Origin of the sequence: Amycolatopsis sp. WGS_07 (genome assembly GCF_045278895.1) — a bacterium.
In the GTDB taxonomy this organism is placed as follows: Bacteria; Actinomycetota; Actinomycetes; order Mycobacteriales; family Pseudonocardiaceae; genus Amycolatopsis.
Window position 1 is genome coordinate 7,743,734 of record NZ_CP136053.1, and the last position, 17,955, is coordinate 7,761,688.

The window sequence follows — 17,955 nt, forward strand, 5'->3', positions numbered from 1 at the left end:
CGGTGATTGAATGCGATCATGGTCGCACTTCGCACTCTTGGCTCATCCGACGTCGCCGTGTCCCCGTTGTGCCTCGGCGGGAACGTGTTCGGCTGGACCGCCGACGAACCGGCGTCGTTCGCGGTGCTGGACGCTTACGTCGAGGCGGGCGGCAACTTCCTCGACACGTCGGATTCGTACATGTACCACTTTCCGGGCAACGAGGCCGGGCAGTCCGAGAAGATCATCGGCAAGTGGCTCGCCGCGCGCGGGAACCGGGCGGACGTGGTCGTCGCGACGAAGGTCGGGGACAGCCCGGAGTTCAAGGGGCTCGCTCCGGCGAACATCAAGGCCGCGGCCGAGGAATCGCTGCGGCGGCTGGGGATCGAGCGGATCGATCTGTACTACACGCATTTCGACGACGAATCCGTCCCGGTCGGGGACATCATCGGCGCGCTCGACGAGCTGGTGAAGGAAGGCAAGGTCCGCGCGATCGGGGCGTCGAACCTCAGCCCGGAACGGCTGGCCGCGTCGCTGGAGTTCTCCGACCGCGAGGGGCTGGCGAAGTACGTCGCGCTGCAGCCGCAGTACAACCTCGTCGCGCGGGACGGGTACGAGAGCGAGCGGCGGGGGATCGTGGAGCGGCACGGGCTGGCCTGCGTTCCGTATTTCGGTCTCGCGTCCGGGTTCCTGACCGGCAAGTACCGGCCGGGCCAGCAGGTGGACAACGTCCGGAACCTGCCCGGTCTCGCGGGCGGCTACGCGGACACCGAGCGCGGCGTGAAGGTGCTGGCGGCGCTGGAGGAGGTCGCGAAGGCGCGCGGCGCGGAGATGGCGACGGTCGCGCTGGCCTGGCTCGCGCAGCAGCCGACGGTGGTCGCGCCGATCGCGTCCGCGCGGACGGTCGAGCAGGTGCCCGCGCTGGTCGCGATGCAGGAGGTGCGGCTGAGCGACGACGAGCTGCGGATCCTGGACGCCGCTTCCGCGTAAGTCAGGCGGCGGGCGCGAAGGCGCTGATCGCGTCGGCGAGTTCGGCCGGGGCTTCCAGCGGGATCAGATGTCCGGTGTTCGGGATGACCGCGAAGTCGGCTTTGGCGAGGTAAGGCATCAGGTTGTCGGCGAGTACGTCGACGGGCTCGACCTGGTCGTTCTCTCCGGCGACGACGAGGGCGGGGACGTCGATCAGGCGGGTGTGCTCGCGGATGTCCTCCGCGATGCCGCGCAGCGGCCACTCCGTGCGGGCGGCGTCGGTGCTGGCCCGCGAGTCGGTCTCGATCTGCGAGCGGAGAGGTTCGGGCAGTTCGGTGGCGGTGAGGATGTGGTCCCGCGCGCCCGCGACGGATTCGTCCGAGTCGTAGGCGTGGGAAAGACTTTCGCGGTACTCGGGCGTGACCGCCGCGGCGGGCTTCGCCGGTGCGGAACCGACGAGGACGATCCCGCGGAGGCCGTCGGGCCGGGTCGCCGCGACGAGCTGCGCGACCTTGCCGCCCATGGAATGCCCGACGAGGACGTAGTCGGCGACGCCCGCGTCGGCGACGACGGCGAGCGTGTCGGCGGCGAGCTGGCGGAGGGTGTAGGGGCCGGCGAGGGCGCGCGAGCGGCTCCAGCCGCGGAAGTCGGCGGTGAGCAGGGCGCGTCCCGCGAGGCGGTCGGCGACGAGGTCCCAGGTGCGGGCGGAGCCGCCCCAGTAGTGCAGGAACGCCAGGGTCGGCCCGGTCCCCGGGCGATAGTCGTAAACGGGCAGCAGCGGCTGGTGCGTCGTGGTCATCGGGGCTCTTTCGCTCAGGTTTTCGTCTGTGTTCATCGAATCTCTTCCTCGGTGCCGGGGCATCGGCAGGACTGGTCGCGTCATGGTGAAAACTGGACACGTGATCCGGCAGATGACCTACCAGCCCGTCGGCGCGGCCGTTGAAACCATGACGTTCGACCGCCTTCGCGAGCTGAACGACGGCGGGACCCAGCGCGGCGACTTCCACGTCCTCGCGATCGTCGACGCCGGGCGCGGATCCGTCACGGTGGACTTCCTCCGGCACCCGCTCCGGGAGCGGTCCGCGGTGTGGGTCGTTCCCGGAGCGGTGCACCGATGGGATGACATCGCCGGTGTGGCCGGGCATGTCGTGCTGTTCGTGCCGACCGCGCCGGTCACCGACGCCACCCGGGAGCTGGTCGCGTCCCCGCTCGCGCACTGGAGCGTTCCCGCCGCCGACTGGCCGTTCGTCGACGCCGCGCGCAACCATCTCGTCCTCGAAACGTCCGCTCGGCCCGCGGATGAGCTGCCCGAGATCCTGCTCTCCGCGCTGATCGCCCGGCTCCGTCCCCGCCGTGCCGACGCGTCGCCGGCCAATCCGGTGTTCCGGCTGTTCCAGTCCAGCGTCGAAACGCATTTCCGGGACCATCACGACGCGGGCTATTATGCCCGGGCGCTGGGATACGCGCCTCGCACTCTCACCCGGGCGGTGCAGCGGGCCACCGGCCGCAGCGCGAAGGCCTACCTCGTCGACCGGATCGTCCTGGAAGCCAAACGGCTCCTCGCGCACGACCGGCTCACTGCGGCCGCCTGCGCCGCGGCGCTCGGTTTCCCCGACGCGTCGAACTTCTCGGTGTTCTTCCGCAAGGCGACCGGCATGCGCCCGGGAGCGTGGCAGGCGAGCCTCAGCTGTGCGGCGGAGGATCCTCCGCGCCGACGCCCAGGACGCGGCCCAGTGCGATGAGGCCCTCGTCGAGGTGGCTCATGCTGGACAGCACGGCGCGGGTCTCGGCCTCGTCGATGCGGTCGGCGACCGGGGTCCCGTCGTCGCGGACGAGTTTGCGCGGCCGCGCGCCGCCCGGGTTGCTGACCGCCTCGTGGACGAGGTCGACGTTCGCGATGATCCGGCCGGCGAACTGGTCCAGCCGTTCCGACACCGGGCCGGCGAGCTGGCCGGGCTGGGCGCGGGCGGCGACGTGCCGGGCGCGGAAGGCGATGCCCTCCAGCGTGGTCAGCACGTGCCAGCCGTAGTCGCGGCGGGCGCTGCGCAGGTTGATCGGGTGGGTGAGCGGTTCGATGGTCAGCCGCACCTGCTCGACCGCCCGGTCGAGGTCGCGGGACATCTCGATGATGTTCACGTTCTCCCGGCCGGACAGCAGCGTCGCGGCGGATTCGACGAACTCGTGCAGCTCGTCGAGCGCGATCGCGATGTCGTCCAGCATCACCGCGCGTGTGCGGACCGGCAGCACCACCACGGCGGCGAGCAGCCCGCACGCGGCGCCGACCGCGGTCTCGGCGACCCGGATCCACAGCACCTCGATGCTGAACGTGCCGAGCAGGCTGTAGAGCAGGCCCAGCATGCTCGTGATGAAGAACGCCATCAGGAACTGCGACACCCGCGCGGTGTAGACCATGCCGAAGACGCAGACCAGCAGCAGCGCGAGGATCGCCGGGGTGTTGCCGCTGACCAGCAGCGCCAGCGCGACGCCGCCGACGATGCCCAGCAGCGTCCCGCCGGTGCGGCGCAGGCCTTTCACGAACCGCGCGCCCGCGCTGGAGGTGCCGATGAACACGACGAACACCGTCAGCACCGCCCAGTACCAGCGCTGCGGCGAGATCAGCTGGCCGGCCAGCACGGCGAGCCCGCCGCCGAGCACGGCCTGGATCGCACCGCGCGTCTGGTTGTCGTAGGCGAACGCTTTGGTGGGCTCGGTTTCTTCGTCGTCCTCGTCGGCCGGGAAGTCCGCGGTGGACTGGCTGGCGATCCGCTGCGCCCGGTCGTCCGCGACGGCGAGTTCGGCGATCGCGCGGCGGACACCGTCGCCGGGGTGCGCGCGTTCGTCGATCCGGCTGCCTTCCACCAGCATCCGGCTGTACTCGCCGGTCTCGCTGATCAGCGGCAGGTCGCGCGGATCGCGTTCCATCAGCGACCGGAACCGGGACAGCCGGGCCACGAGATCGTCGGCGACCCCCTCGGGCAGCGGCTGCGAGCACGTCCGCCGCACGGTGATCACCAGCCACTGCACGGCCAGTTCGACCTCGATCACCCGGCGGCGCAACTGGTCGGCGCGGCGGTCGTCGACCACGTCCGGGGCGTGGTCCTCGATCAGCAGGACCACCTCGTGCAGCCGTTCCACCGAGGTGCGGATCTGCCGTTTGCTGCGCTCGGAACCGCCGGAGGAGATGTAGGCCTCGGTCGCCCGCACCGCCGCGCCGAGCCGCGCCCGGAACGCCTGCCGGTAGCGGATCAGCTCGCTTTCGGCGTTGCGGCGCAAGAGAAGGAACCGCACGACCGCGTTCGCCGCGACGCCGACGGCCAGCGCGATCAGCAGGTGCGGCACCTGCGCGAGGTGCGCCTGCAGGAACATCGGGAAGAAGAACAGGAAGAACGCCATCGACCCGAGCGCGATGCCGCGCGCGCCGAACCGCTGCACGTACACCGCGACGAAGATCAGCAGCACGAACACGATGCTGTCGGCCGGCGCGTACGCGGAGCCGATGCAGGCGGCGGTGATCGACGCGGCCCCGACCACGAGCGCGAGCAGCAGCGTGACGGCCTGGCCGCCGCCGGTGGCGTCGTTGACGGTGAACGCGCTCATCATCGCCGCGATGGCCGCGACGAGCGTGGTGGTGAGCGGGAAGTGCAGCGGCAGCAGCGCGAGCACCGCGATGACGATGCCGAGCACCGCCGACGCGGCGAGCCGAAGCCGGACGAGGCCGGGGTCGGCGGCCGCCAGCCGGTCGAGGAAGGCGTTGCGCAGATCGGTGATCATCGGGCGAGCAGCTCCCACTGGGCGAGGGCGACGCGCCGCCGGGTCGAGGCGCGGACCCGCAGCCGGTAGTGCCGGCACGCGGCGGGATCGGACAGCACGAACGGACGCGTCTGGCGCCGCCAGCGGAACACCTCGCCGGAGCGTTCGTCCAGCGTCCGCCACTGCTGTCCGTCGTCGGAGCCTTCGAGGACCCAGTCGCGCGGATCGCCCGCGCTGGAACCGGAAGTGAGCGTGTAGAGGACGACCTCGCGCGGCTCGCCGTCCGCGGTGAAGGCGATGGTCGGCCTCGGCGTGCGGAAGACGGCCTGGGTGCGGCTGGTGTTGTCCGACAACGCGGGGATCCCGGTGCCGTCGAGATCGCTGAGCGGCGCGGGGACGACCGGGGCGACCGGTTCGGTGCCCCAGCTGCCCGGCGAACTGCGGACGTCGAACTCCAGCACCGCGCCGCGGGCGAGGACCGCGTGCGCGAGGGTGGCGGACGGGTGCGGTTCGCCGTCGACGGTCAGGCCGTGCACGTACGGGGTGTCGGCCTCGTCGTCGGCGGTCGCGGCGCGGGGTGCTCGGATCACCAGGTCCTTTCCGTTGTCGAGATGCACGGTGGCGGAGCGGAACAGCGGCGCGCACGCCGCGTACCGCGGGCTGCCGACGGCCAGCGGGTAGAGACCGAGGGCGGTGAAGACATACCAGGCCGACATCTCGCCGTTGTCCTCGTCCCCGGCGTAGCCCTGGCCCAGCTCGCTGCCGAGGTACAGCCGGCGCAGCACCTCGCGCACGGTCCGCTGCAGCTTCGCCTGCGCCCCGGCGAACGCGTAGACGAACGGGATGTGGTGCGAGGGCTGGTTGGAATGCCCGTACTGGCCCATCCGCACGTCGCGGGCCTCGGTCATCTCGTGGATCCGGCCGCCGTGGCCGGTTTCCGGGGTTTGGAAGAACTCGTCCAGCTTCGCCTCGAGACCTTTCGGGCCGCCGTGGAGCGCGGCGAGGCCGGGACCGTCGTGCGGCACGGAGAACGCGGTGTTCCAGGCGTTGGTCTCGACGAAATCCGGGCCCCACGCCGTCGGGTCGAACCCCGCGGCCGGGCGCCGCCAGCCGCCGTCGAGGGTGCGGCCCTGGAAGAAGCCGGTCCGCGCGTCGAAGTGGTGGACGTAATGCTGGGCGCGCTGGCGGAAGTAGACGGCGTTGTCGGCGAACCGGCGGGCCCGCGCGCCGCTGCTTTCCCGGGCGAGCGCGTCGGACAGGTTGGCGAGGGCGAAGTCGTTCAGGCACCCTTCGAGCGCCCAGGACAGGCCGCCGCGCGTCGAGGTCGGGGTGTAGCCGAGGAATGCGGAGCGGTCGAGGCCCTTGCGGCCGACACCCGCGCGCGGCGGGGCGACGGTGGCGTTCTTCAGCGCGGCGTCGTAGGCGGCTTCGACGTCGAAGTTCGTGACGCCCTTCAGATACGCGTCCGCGAACGCGACATCGGAGCTGGTGCCGGTCATCAGGTCGGCGTAACCGGGGAGGACCACCGGGCGATCCAGCCGCCTTCGCGGTACTGCTGCACGAAACCGTCGATCATCCGGCCGCACTGACGCGGCGCGAGCAGCGCGTACGCGGGCCAGGCGGTGCGGTAGGTGTCCCAGAAGCCGTTGTTGACGTACAGTTCGCCGTCCACGACCTTCGCGCCGGTGCGCCGCCGGGTGCTCGGCCGGAAACTCCGCACCACCGGGCTCGCGTGCCGGATGCCGCGCGGCGTGTTCTCGTGCGCCACGTTCGGGTACAGGAACAGCCGGTAGAGGCTCGAGTAGAACGTGGTCAGCTCGTCCTCGGACGCGCCTTCCAGCTCGACCCGCCCGAGCACCTCCTGCCAGCGTTCCCGGGCCCGCTCCCGGACCTCGTCGAACGTCGTGCCCGCCGGGATCTCCAGCGCCAGGTTCCGTTTCGCCTGCGCGAGGCTGATCAGCGACGTCGCGATCCGCACCGTCACCTCAGGCGACGCGAACTCCAGGCACCCGGTCACCGTCCGCCAGAACGGCCGCCGGATCCGCCCGCCGCCGGACGGCCGCTGGTCCGCTTCGGCGTACACGAACATCCGCCGCGCACCGGCCGACAACCCGCTCCGCACCCACGTGTGCCCGGTGACGACCCCGCGTTCCGCGTCGATCCGCAGCCCGCCGCGGTTGCGCGCGTTGTCGAACAGCACCCAGCCGCTTTCGGCCGGGAACGCGAACCGGAACATCGCGGCGTGCTCGGACGGCGCGACCTCGGCGGTGACTCCGCCGCGGAACCGGACGCGGTAATGGTGCGGCCGGTCGGTCTCGTCGTCGTGGCTGAACGCCAGCGAACGCCGCACGCGGTCCGGCTCGACCTCGCCGGTCCCGGGCATCAGGTGGAAGGTGTGCCGGTCGCCCATCCACGGGCTCGGCTGATGGCTGATCCCGAACGCCTGCAGCCGCGGTTCGTTCCGCTCGTCGTTGTGCCGGTGGTAGGAGTAGAACCAGTTCAGCGCCCGCGCGTCGGTGACCGGGGTCCAGAAGTTGAACCCGTGCGGCACCGCGACGGCCGGGAAGGTGTTGCCGCGCGAGAACTCCCCGCTGGAATGCGTGTCGCGGGTCGTGCGGACCCAGTCGACCGGGTCCCTGCGCTCCGGCGGATGGTCGGCGATCCGGACGTCGTCCAGCCAGCCCGTCGCGTCGCCCGTCAGGTCGGTCGCCAGCAGGATCCGCCGCACCCGCCGCCCCGCGAACGCGCCCAGCGGACGCCGCACCAGATTCCACTGGTCCACGTAGAGCGTTTTCGCGTCGCCCTGCGCGGCGGGGGAGAACCCGGCGCGGCTGCCGTCGTCGAACTCCACGTCGAGCGCCACGTACGTGCTGCGGTAGCTCGAAACCGGGCCGTCCGAGGCCGGGAAGACCACATACGACAGTGCACTGTGGCCGGTGACCGGAATGTCCACCTCGAACAGCGTGACCGTCGGACCGGCTTGGTAGCGAAGGGCTTTCCGCCCGGTGAACCCGACACCGGCCTTCGCGGTCGGCGACCGGCGCGGCCCGCTGTCCACCCGCGCCCCGGGAGCGACCGGCTGCGGATCGCCCGCTTCGAACGAGGAGAAGAACGCAGCCGTGGTCACGCCCCCACGGTAATCGCTCCCGCACCGGCCGTGCCGGATCAGCCCGCGGCGAGCCGGATCAGCCCCGCGTCCGTCGAGACGAACCCGCAGGCGTCGAAGTAGAACGGCTTCAGATGCGGTTCGAAGTCCACGTGCAGCCACTCACAGCCCGCGTCCCGGGCGGCGTCGCGCGCGCGGCGGACGAGTTCGGTGCCGATGCCGCGGTGCTGCCAGCCCGCGTGCACCTTCGGGTCCAGCAGGAACGCGTGGTCCGCGCCGTCCCACGCGAGGTTCGCGAACCCGACGAACTCGTCGCCGTCGTGCGCGCTGACCCAGCCGAGACTGTGCCGCTTCGCCCGGTCCCACCAGCCCGGTTCCGGATTCCCGCCGTGCGCCTCGGTGAGCGCGACGAGTTGCGCGTCGGCCAGCTCCGCCCGCCACCGGTAGTCGATCTTCATCGCCCGACGTTCCCACGCCGCCCGACGCGCGAGCCACCCAATAACGGCAACGCCCGGAACTCTAGGCGGCGCGACGGGTGCCGTTGAGGCTCGTCTGGTCATCCGTGAAGGACTCCTTGAGGGAATCTGATTCCCTCAAGGAGTCCTTCACGGACCGCGAACCCCGCAGCGCCGGCTTGAGTTCCGTGTGGCGCGTGGCATTCGCGGCCGTGCCCGGATCCGCCGTCCGGGCGGCGTCTGCTAGGGATCTCCCCATGAATTCACAAGCCGCCGCACCGGCTGCCGAGGGACTGGCCGCGGGCCTGCGCCAGCGGCACCTCGCCATGCTCGCGATGGGCGGGGTGATCGGCTCGGGGCTGTTCGTCAGCTCCGGCGTCGGGATCAAGCTCGCCGGGCCCGGCATCGTGCTGTCGTTCGTGCTCGCCGGCACGCTCGCGATGCTGGTCATGCGCATGATGGCGGAAATGGCCGCCGCGATCCCGTCCAGCGGGTCCTTCTCCGTGCACGCCGAGCGCGCGTTCGGGCCGTGGGCGGGCTTCGCCATCGGCTGGCTCTACTGGGCGGCGCTGGTCGTCGTGCTCGCCGTCGAATCGACCGCCGCCGCCATCATCGTCAACGGCTGGCTGCCCGGCATCCCGCGCTGGGTCCTCGTGCTGGCGTTCATGGCCGTGCTGACCGCGGTCAATTTCGCGGCGGTGTCCCGGTTCGGCGAGTTCGAGTTCTGGCTGGCGCTGATCAAGGTCGCCGCCATCGTCGGGTTCCTGGTGCTCGGCGTGCTCGCGTTCTTCGGCGTCCTGCCCGGCACGTCCTTCGTCGGCACGACCAACCTCCTCGGCAACGGCGGACTGCTGCCCAACGGCTGGCAAGGCGTCGGGGCCGGGCTGCTCGCGGTCGTGTTCACCTTCGGCGGCCTGGAAGTCGTGACCATCGCGGCCGCCGAATCCGACGACCCCGCGCACGCCGTCGGCAAGGCCGTCCGCCGGGCGGTCGTGCGGATTTCGGTGTTCTACATCGGGTCCATGCTGGTCGTGGTCACCCTCCTGCCGTGGACGAGCGTCCAGGCCGGGGAAAGCCCGTTCGCCGCGGTCCTCGTGCACATCGGGATCCCGGCCACCGGGCAGATCATGAACGTCGTCGTGCTGCTCGCCCTGCTGTCCACCCTGAACACCAACATGTACGCCGCGGCCCGCATGGCCTACTCGCTCGCGCGACGCGGCCACGCGCCCCGCGCACTGACCAAAGTGGACCGCAACGGCGTGCCCTACCTCGCCGTCGCGGCCTCGGTGCTGTTCGGCTTCGTCGCCGTGGCGCTCAACGCGCTCTGGCCGGACACCGTCTTCCAGTACCTGCTCAACGCGGTCGGATCGGTGCTGCTGATCGTGTGGATCCTGGTCGCCTGCACCCAACTGCGCGTCCGCAGGCAGCTCGAACGCACCGCACCGGACAGCCTCACCGTGCGGATGTGGGGATTCCCGTACCTCACCTGGGCGACGCTGGCCGCGATGGTCGCGATCCTGGTCGTGATGACCGGCGACCCCGGCACGCGCGCCCAGCTCGTCAACTCCGCCGTGCTGATCGCCGTCGTCCTCGTCGCCGGACTCTGGTGGCAACGCGCCCACCGACGTCCGTGAGGGGAACCCCCAGGGAATCAGATTCCCTGGGGGTTCCCCTCACGGACAGTCAGGTCAGAGCTTCGCGCACTGCCCGGCGGACGGGCCGCGGACGGTGTTGGCGAGGCTGTGATCGGTCGGCGCGGGGGAGTTGCCCGCGCAGGCCAGCGGCCCGCCCACGGTGCTGCCCGCGATCACCGGCCCCTGGTTGCCGGCGAGGGTGACCGGGCCGGAGATGTCGGTCAGCTCGATCGACACCGGCCCGGTGCTGCCGGTGATCGACACCGGACCGGACACCTTCGTCCGGTTCAGCACCACCTGCGCCGCCCCGGCCGCCGCGACCGGGCCGGTGATCTGCCCGCCGCGCACGATCAGCGAAGCGCCGCGCGCCACGTTCACCGGACCCGACACCGTCGCCCCGTCCAGGCACACCACGCCGCCCGACACGGTCAGCGGACCGTTCTGCACCCCGGTCACCGTCTTCGCGCACGACGCGTCCGGACGGCCCAGCAGCTCGAACTCCGCCAGTGTCGCCGGACCGCCCGTGGTCGCGGTGACCTCCAGCCGGTAGTACGCGTAATGCGCCGGGTTCTTCACCGCGAACGACCGCGTCTGCTGCCGCCACGGGAACGCCTGGTCGGTCTGCTGATCGGCGACCGTCCAGGTCTTCCCGTCATACGACCCCTTCAGCGTCCAGCTCTTGGCGTCGCCCGCGCCGGTGCCGGAGGTGAGCGTGTAGTGCGTGACCGCCTCGTCCGTCGACTTCAGCTGGTACTGCACCGCGCCCGTCACCTTCGCCTGCGTCCGCGAAGTGTTGTCCAGCAACGCCGACGCGTCCGAACCGTCCGAAGTGGACAACGTGCCCCGCCCCGGCCCGGTCTCGTCGTGCAGCGGCGCCGGCACCGCGTCGCCGGTGGTGATCGACTTCGGCGCGTCGTTCGGCCCGGTGCCCCACGCCGACGGGTTCGGGCCCATGTCGAAGTCGAGCGTGGCGCCGTGGGCCAGCACGTCGTGCGGCAGCGACGTCGACGTCCAGGTCTTCCCGTTGACCTTCAGGCCCTGCACGTAGACGTTCTTCGCCGAGTTCTTCGGCGCGTTGACCACCAGGTCCCCGCCGGGCAGGTGCACGGTCGCCTTCGTGAACAGCGGCGACCCGATCGCGTAATCCGGGCTGCCCATCTGCAGCGGATAGAAGCCCAGCGCGCTGAACACGTACCACGCGGACATCTCGCCGTTGTCCTCGTCGCCCGCGTAGCCCTGGCCCAGCTCACTGCCGGTGTACAGCCGCGACACCGCTTCGCGCACCTTCGCCTGCGTCTTCGCCGGCTGGCCCGCGTAGTCGTACATGTAGAGGATGTGGTGCGAAGGCTGGTTGGAGTGGCCGTACTGGCCCATCCGCACGTCCCGCGCCTCCCGCATCTCGTGGATCACGCCGCCGTAGCTGCCCGGGAAGTTCGCGGTCTCCTGATCGGCGAAGAACTGGTCGAGCTTCGCGCCCAGCTTGGCCTTGCCGCCGTAGAGATTCGCCAGCCCCTGCCCGTCCTGCGGCACGGTGAAGGCCATGTTCCAGCCGTCGGTCTCGGTGTAGTCCCCGCCCCACTCGCGCGGATCGTAGGACGCCTTGTCCTTCGTGAACTTCCCGCTCGCGTCCTTGCCCTGGAAGAACCCGGTGCTCGGGTCGAAGAGATTCACGTACTGCTGCGCCCGGCTCGTGAAGTACTGGTAGTTCTCCAGGTACTCCGCCTTGCGCGGATCGTCCGCCTTGGCCTGGTCGTACATCTTCTTCGACAGGTTCGCGACGCCGAAGTCGTTGACGTAGCCCTCGATCGCCCACGAGAAGCCCTCGCCGGTCGAATTCGGCGTGTACCCGAGGAAGATCGACTGGTCCAGACCCTTCCGGCCGACCGCCGAGTTCGGCGGCGTCACCGTCGCGTTCTTCAGCGCCGCGTCATAGGCCGCCTTGACGTCGAAGTTCGTCACGCCCTTCTGGTAGGCGTCGGCGAACGCGACATCCGAGCTGGTGCCGGTCATCAGGTCGGCGTAACCGGGGAGGACCAGCGCGCGATCCAGCCGCCGTCGCGGTACTGCTGCACGAAACCGTCCACCATCTTGCCCGCCATGTCCGGCGTGAGCAGCGAATACGCCGGCCACGTCGTCCGGTAGGTGTCCCAGAACCCGTTGTTGACGTAGATCTGGCCGTCGACGAGCTTCGCGCCCGTCTGCGTCGGAGTGTCCTGGCCCGCCTTCGGCGCGACCGGGCTCGCGTACCGGTACTTCGGCACCTCCTTCGTCCCGACGTTCTCCGCGCCCTCGTTCGGGTACAGGAACAGCCGGTACAGATTGGAGTACAGCGTCTCGACCTGGTCCTTCGACGCGCCCTCCACCTCGATCACACCGAGCTGCTTGTCCCACGCCTGCTGCGCCGCGTCCCGCACCTGGTCGAACCCGGCGTTCGGGGCGATCTCCTGCTCCAGGTTCTTCTTCGCCTGGTCCACGCTGATCAGCGACGTCGCGATCCGCATCGTCACGGTCTTGTCCGCGCCCGCCGCGAACCGCAGATACCCGGTCACGTTGTCCCGGTTCTGCCCGGTCAGCTTCCCGCCGGTCGTGACGGGCTTGTCGAACGTCGCATAGACGAACATCCGCCCGGCGCCCGCGGACAGGCCGCTCTTCGCGTCCGAGTACCCGCTCAACGTGCCGTGCGCCGGGTCGAGCGTGAGCCCGCCGGAGTTGTTGACGTTGTCGAAGATCAGGCTGGAATCGTTGCCCGGGAAGGAGAACCGCATCATCGCCGCGTGGTCCGCGGGCGCGATCTCGGTCTTGATCCCGTTCTGGAACGTGACGCCGTAGTAATGCGCCCGCGCCACCTCGTTGTCGTGCGTGAACGGCAGCGCCCGCTTGTCGCGGTTCGCGTCCGGCACCCCGCTCGCCGCCGACGGCATCACCTGGAAGCTCTGCCGGTCGCCCATCCACGGGCTCGGCTCGTGGCTCACGCTGAACGCCTGCAACTGCGGCAGATTGTCCGCGTTGTTCTGCGAATGGTAGTTGTACAGCCAGCTCGCCGAACCCGCGTCCGTCACCGGAGTCCAGAAGTTGAACCCGTGCGGCACCGCGGTCGCCGGGAAGTTATTGCCCCGCGAGAACGTGCCGTTCGCGAGCGTGCCGCGCGTGGTGAGCACGTTGTCGCTGGGCCGCGCGCTGGCCGGCGGCGTCGGCGTCGCGGAGATCTTCAGATCGTCCAGCCAGCCCGCGAACTGCGCCGGGCCGCTCGGATTGTCGTAGCCCACCACGATCCGGTCGATCGTCTTGCCCGCGGCGACCCGCCCGATCGCCGACCGCACCAGATTCCACTGGTTCGCGTACAGGACCTTGCTCGCGCCCTGCCCCTCCGGCGTCAGCGGGAACCCGTACTGGTCCGTCGCGCCCAGATCGCGCAGATGAGTGCCGTCGGTGAAGTCGAGGTCGACCGCGACGTTCGTGCTCGGGTACTTCAGATCGCCCTCGGCGAACTGCGGCTGCACCTTGTACGACAGCTCGGTCGTCCCGGTCACCGGCAGATCGACGTCGTAGATCTTGTTGTAGGAATAACCGTGCCCGGCCTTGGGCTGGCTGCCGGAATACCGGAACGCCTTCTTCCCGGTGAACCCGACCCGGTTCTTGCTGGTGTAGCCCTGATTCGGACCCGAATCCACGACGCTGCGCATGTTCGGCAACGGCGGCGGAGCCGGATCGTCGTTGGCCAGCAGCAGCTCCGAGAACTGCATGATGTCGTCGCCGTTGTTGCGCGTGACATCCAGCTGGTAGTACCGATACGCGGCGGTCGGCGCGGAGAGCTTGTAGTCGTTCTGCTGGAACCGCTTGCCGAACGACTGGCCCGACTGCTTGTCCAGATCAGTCCACGTCTTGCCGTCGTCCGAACCGCGCAGCGTCCAGTCCCGCGGATCGCGGCCGGGCGCGTCGTTCGCCGAGGAGACCGCGTAGTGCGTGATCTTCGTGGGCTCGGACAGCGTGAACGTGACCGACGCCGTCGGATCCCACGAGAGCCACTTCGTGCCGGTGCTGCCGTCGACCAGATTCGCCGCGACCTCGCCGCCGCCGGTGTTCTCGCTGGTCGCGCTGATGTCGGTGACTTTGCCCCGGATGTCGCCGGGGATCGCGGTCCCGTTCGCGCCGTCGACGCCCGAAGCCCGCGGCTTCCCCGCGGCATCGGTGTCGACCGCGTCCTGGACCGGCTGCGGATCGTTCGGCTCGAACGAAGAAACGAAATCCGGCGGGGCGGCCCCGCCCGGCGCGGCACCGGCCGCGGCGGGCAGGACGACCAGGCCCGCCGCCGCCACCGCCGCGGCGAGCACGGCATGGAGCGGTCTGGCGCTTCGGGGCATCGTTGCTCCCAGTTCGTCAGGGGGATCGGGGCCCGGGAAGCTCAACGCGCGGGTGACATCGATGTCAAGACCGCCCCGCAAACCTGACCGGAAACGGACAACCCGCGGCGGACCCCGCTACGGCAACCGGGTGCCGCCCCGGTCCGGGCCGCCCCAATGCGGCATTGGGTGCATCTGACGCACCGAACGCCACATTGGGTGCGTCCCACGCACCCAATGCCACATTGGGGCGCTTGCCGCAGCGCCCGGCCAGTCGAGCGCACCGCCGCGCACGCCCGGCGGGTATAACGGAGTCCATGCCAGACGACGCCATCGATCCCGACGAGGACGCCCGCCGCCGGGCCGGACTCGCGCTTGCCAGCGGTGACCCCACCGGGTGGTTCGAGCCCCTCTACGCGGCGGCGGAAGCGGGGAGGCCGTCCTGCCGTGGTACCGCGGCGAACCCTCCCCGGAACTCGTCGCGTGGATCGCCGGGCGGCCCGGCAACGGCCGCCGCGCGCTGGTCGTCGGCTGCGGCATGGCCGACGACGCCGAACTCCTCGCCGCGGCCGGATACGAGACGTCCGCCTTCGACGTCTCGCCCAGCGCGATCAAAGCCGTGCTCAACCGCTTCCCGGACACCGTCGTCTCCTACCGCACCGCGGACCTGCTCGCCCCGCCCGCGGAATTCCACTACGCCTTCGACCTGGTCGTGGAGATCATGACCGTCCAGTCGATGCCCAAGGACGTCCACGACCCCGCGATCGCGTCGGTGTCCGGCTTCGTCGCCCCGGGCGGGACCCTCGTTGTCGGCGCGGTCGCCGAGGAAAGCATCGACCTCGACGGCTGGGAAGGCCCGCCGTGGCCGCTCAGCAAAGCCGAGGTCGAGTCCTTCGCTCGCGACGGCGTCACCCTGACCTCCCTGGAACGGGTCCGCGGAGACAGCCTCTGGTGGGCGGAGTTCACCCGCTGATGTCCGAGGACCGTCCCGCGACCAGCCACGAACGCCGCGCCGGCCGTCCGTGGGACGAGTCCTATCAGGACGGACCGGCGCCGTGGGACCTCGGCCGCCCGCAACCGGCGATCGTCGAACTCGCCGCCCAGGACGCGTTCCACGGCACCGTTCTCGACGCCGGATGCGGAACCGGCGAGAACGCACTGCACCTGGCGGCGCACGGACTGTCCATTGTGGGCATCGACGTCGCGGAAACCGCCGTGGCGCAAGCAAACGAGAAAGCCCGGGAACGGGGAATCGCGGCGGAGTTCGCGGTCGGCGACGCGCTCCGGCTGTCCGCTTTGGACCGAACCTTCGACACCGTCCTCGACGTCGGCCTGTTCCACGCCTTCGACGCCGAGGAACGCCTCGCTTATGTCGCCAGCCTCGCGTCCGTCACCGAACCGGGCGCGAGGCTGCACGTCCTGTGTTTCCGCGACACCACCGGAAACTCCGGCCCGCACCCGGTCACCCGCGCCGAACTCGAAGCACCGCTGCGGCCCGAAACCGGCTGGCAGATCGAAACCCTGCGGGACAGCCGGATCGTCGCGCGGTTCGCACCGGACGGGCTCCCGGCCTGGCTGGCGACCGTCCGGCGCGAACCTCAGCAGTCCTGAAGAAACCGCGTCAGCACCCGGGTCCCGAACCGCAGCCCGTCCACTGGCACCCGCTCGTCCACGCCGTGCGCCATCGCCCGGTACGGGAAGCCCTCCGGCAGCGCCAGGGAGCGAAGCCGTAGCACGCCATCCCCAGCTGCGCGAACGCCTTCGCGTCCGTCCCGCCGCCCATGCAGTACGGCACCACGACCGCCTCCGGGTCCTCCGCCCGCAACGCCTGCGCCATCGCGTCGAACCACGGCGAATCGACCGGAGCCTGCACCGGCGGCTGATGCGCCACGAATTCCCGCGTGACACCCTCGCCCAGCAACGAATCCAGCACCGCGAACAGATCGTCCTCGGTCCCCGGCAGCACCCGGACGTCGACCTGCGAGGTCGCGGTCGACGGGATCACGTTCACCTTGTACCCGGCGTCGAGCATCGTCGGCGTGGTGCTGTTGCGCACCGTCGGCACCACCAGCGACCCGGCCGTGCCCAGCCGCGCGACCGTTTCGTCCACCGCGTCGCCCGAGGAAAGATCCACCGGCACACCCAACGCCGCGCCGGTCCGCTCCAGGAACGCCCGCACGGTCGGCGTCAGGGAGACCGGCCAGCGATGGTCCGCGATCCGCTGCAACGCCCCGACCAGCCGCACCACCGCGTTCTCCGAGTTCGGCCGCGACCCGTGCCCGGCCCGGCCGCTCGCGGTGAGCCGCAGGTGGGCGGTGCCGCGCTCGGCCGTGGCCACCGGGTACAGCCGCACTTTCCGGCCGTCGGCGGCGGGCACGTGATAGGTGTACCCGCCGGATTCGCTGATCGCCGCCGCGCAGCCCTCGAACAGGTCCGCGTGCTCCTTCACCAGCCAGTGCGCGCCGTAGTCGCCGCGGTCCTCCTCGTCGGCCACGAACGCCAGCACGAGATCCCGCCGCGGCCGCAGCCCGGACGCGACCGCGGCCAGCACCATCGCGCAGAAATCCTTCATGTCGACCGCGCCCCGGCCCCACACGAACCCGTCGCGCACCTCGCCGGAGAACGGCGGCACCGACCAGTCGTCCGCCCGCGCCGGCACCACGTCCAGATGCCCCTGCACGAGCAGCGCGGGCAGCGACGGATCCGTGCCCGGGATCCGCGCGACGACATTCGACCGCTGGAGCCCGGTCTCCAGAATCCGCGCCGGAACCCCGTGCCGGTCAAGGAATCCGGCGACGTACTCGGCCGCGAGCCGTTCGCCCGCCGCCTCCCCGCCGCCGTAGTTGGTGGTGTCGAACCGGATCAGGTCCGAACACAGCGAAACCACGTCGACCTCAGCCATAAATGCCCTGCACCGCCCCTGCCGCGATGGCCGTGACCACCTTGAACGCCTTCATCGCCTCGGTCATGCTCGGCGCCTCGAACGCGACCCGCCGCGTCCCGATCTGCTCCACCGTCGGGATCACCGCGGTCGCCTGCGCCAGATGGCTCGCGTCGAACTCGACCTCGATCCGGTGCCGCCCCGGCGTCCGCTCGGTCCGCCCGGCCAGCGCCATCGCCTCCCGCGCGCCCGCCTCCAGCAGCCCCGCGGTCCGCGCCGGCGGCAGGCAGATCGCCGCGTACCGGCTCACGCATTCCTTGACCTGCACCAGTTCCGCGTCCGGCGCGTAGTCCCGCGCGTCCTCGCAGGTCTGGTCGTCGCCGCTGACCAGCAGCACCGGCACGCCGTACTCGCCGGCCATCGCCGCGTTCAGCCTGCCCTCGCTCGCCGGCACGTCGTCCAGCCACACGCCGGTGATCTGGTTCTCCAGGTAGGTGTGCGACAGGACGCCGTCGAACCCGGCCCCGGCGTGGTAGCCGAGGAACACCACACCGTCCACACCGGAATCGATGCCCTGCATCATCGACAGCGGCTTGTGCCGCCCGGTCAGCATCCGCGCGCGCTCGTCGAGGTCCTCCAGCAGCAGGTTGCGCTGCGACGAGTGCGCCTCGTTGACGAGCACGTCGGTCGCGCCCGCCGCGTACAGGCCGGCCAGCACCGCGTTGACGTCGCCGGTGAACAGGCCCCGGAACCGCCGCCACTGCGGGCTCCCCGGCACGACGTCGTCGGTCCAGGTGACCCCCGTGGCGCCTTCCATGTCGGCCGAGATCAGGATCCGCAT

The 17,955-nt window shown here is 70.8% G+C and carries 9 protein-coding genes and 3 pseudogenes; 5 read left to right on the top strand and 7 right to left on the bottom strand.

Annotated elements, in window-relative coordinates:
- Positions 1-18: 18 nt before the first annotated feature.
- Entirely contained in the window at positions 19-969 is a 951-nt protein-coding gene (locus tag RPX00_RS36315; protein WP_406632215.1) for an aldo/keto reductase, read from the top strand.
- Between the two features lies 1 nt (position 970).
- Here the strand turns inward: RPX00_RS36315 and RPX00_RS36320 are convergent, their stop codons facing one another.
- A complete protein-coding gene (locus RPX00_RS36320) occupies positions 971-1,747 on the bottom strand; it encodes an alpha/beta fold hydrolase (RefSeq protein ID WP_406632217.1) in 777 nt (258 codons plus the stop codon).
- An 82-nt stretch (positions 1,748-1,829) separates the two neighbouring features.
- On the opposite strand from RPX00_RS36320, the gene RPX00_RS36325 reads away from it, so the two are divergent.
- Positions 1,830-2,690, top strand: a complete 861-nt coding sequence (locus tag RPX00_RS36325) for a helix-turn-helix domain-containing protein (RefSeq protein WP_406632219.1) — start codon at positions 1,830-1,832, stop codon at positions 2,688-2,690.
- Here the strand turns inward: RPX00_RS36325 and RPX00_RS36330 are convergent.
- The 3 genes and pseudogenes from RPX00_RS36330 to RPX00_RS36340 form a co-directional block, all read right to left on the bottom strand.
- Positions 2,632-4,719, bottom strand: coding sequence for an FUSC family protein (locus RPX00_RS36330; RefSeq protein WP_406632220.1), 2,088 nt, complete (start codon positions 4,717-4,719; stop codon positions 2,632-2,634). The genes RPX00_RS36325 and RPX00_RS36330 overlap by 59 nt on opposite strands.
- Positions 4,716-7,825, bottom strand: a pseudogene (locus RPX00_RS36335) (GH92 family glycosyl hydrolase). The gene RPX00_RS36330 and the pseudogene RPX00_RS36335 overlap by 4 nt, the downstream one beginning before the upstream one ends.
- 38 nt (positions 7,826-7,863) lie before the next feature.
- Positions 7,864-8,262 carry a GNAT family N-acetyltransferase gene (locus RPX00_RS36340; RefSeq protein ID WP_406632222.1) on the bottom strand — a complete coding sequence of 133 codons (399 nt, stop codon included), beginning with the start codon at positions 8,260-8,262 and terminating at the stop codon, positions 7,864-7,866.
- A gap of 254 nt (positions 8,263-8,516) precedes the next feature.
- Between RPX00_RS36340 and RPX00_RS36345 the strand changes: the two genes are divergently transcribed.
- Entirely contained in the window at positions 8,517-9,893 is a 1,377-nt protein-coding gene (locus RPX00_RS36345) for an amino acid permease (RefSeq protein WP_406632224.1), read from the top strand.
- 54 nt (positions 9,894-9,947) lie between these two features.
- Here the strand turns inward: RPX00_RS36345 and RPX00_RS36350 are convergent.
- Positions 9,948-14,254 (bottom strand): annotated as a pseudogene (locus tag RPX00_RS36350) (GH92 family glycosyl hydrolase).
- Between the two features lie 376 nt (positions 14,255-14,630).
- Between RPX00_RS36350 and RPX00_RS36355 the strand changes: the two are divergent.
- Together RPX00_RS36355 and RPX00_RS36360 are read left to right on the top strand one after the other, a co-directional pair.
- The gene (locus tag RPX00_RS36355; protein ID WP_406632226.1) at positions 14,631-15,206 is read left to right on the top strand and encodes a class I SAM-dependent methyltransferase; all 576 of its coding nucleotides are present in this window, start codon (positions 14,631-14,633) and stop codon (positions 15,204-15,206) included.
- Positions 15,206-15,844 (top strand): class I SAM-dependent methyltransferase, encoded by a 639-nt coding sequence (locus RPX00_RS36360; RefSeq protein ID WP_406632228.1) that lies wholly within the window; start codon positions 15,206-15,208, stop codon positions 15,842-15,844. Before RPX00_RS36355 ends, RPX00_RS36360 begins: the two co-directional genes overlap by 1 nt.
- Here RPX00_RS36360 and RPX00_RS36365 read toward each other — a convergent pair.
- Both RPX00_RS36365 and RPX00_RS36370 read right to left on the bottom strand, forming a co-directional pair.
- Positions 15,832-17,135 (bottom strand): annotated as a pseudogene (locus tag RPX00_RS36365) (M20/M25/M40 family metallo-hydrolase). The gene RPX00_RS36360 and the pseudogene RPX00_RS36365 overlap by 13 nt on opposite strands.
- Complete coding sequence (locus tag RPX00_RS36370) at positions 17,128-17,955, bottom strand: M55 family metallopeptidase (RefSeq protein WP_406632230.1); 828 nt, start codon at positions 17,953-17,955, stop codon at positions 17,128-17,130. Before RPX00_RS36370 ends, RPX00_RS36365 begins: the two are co-directional and overlap by 8 nt.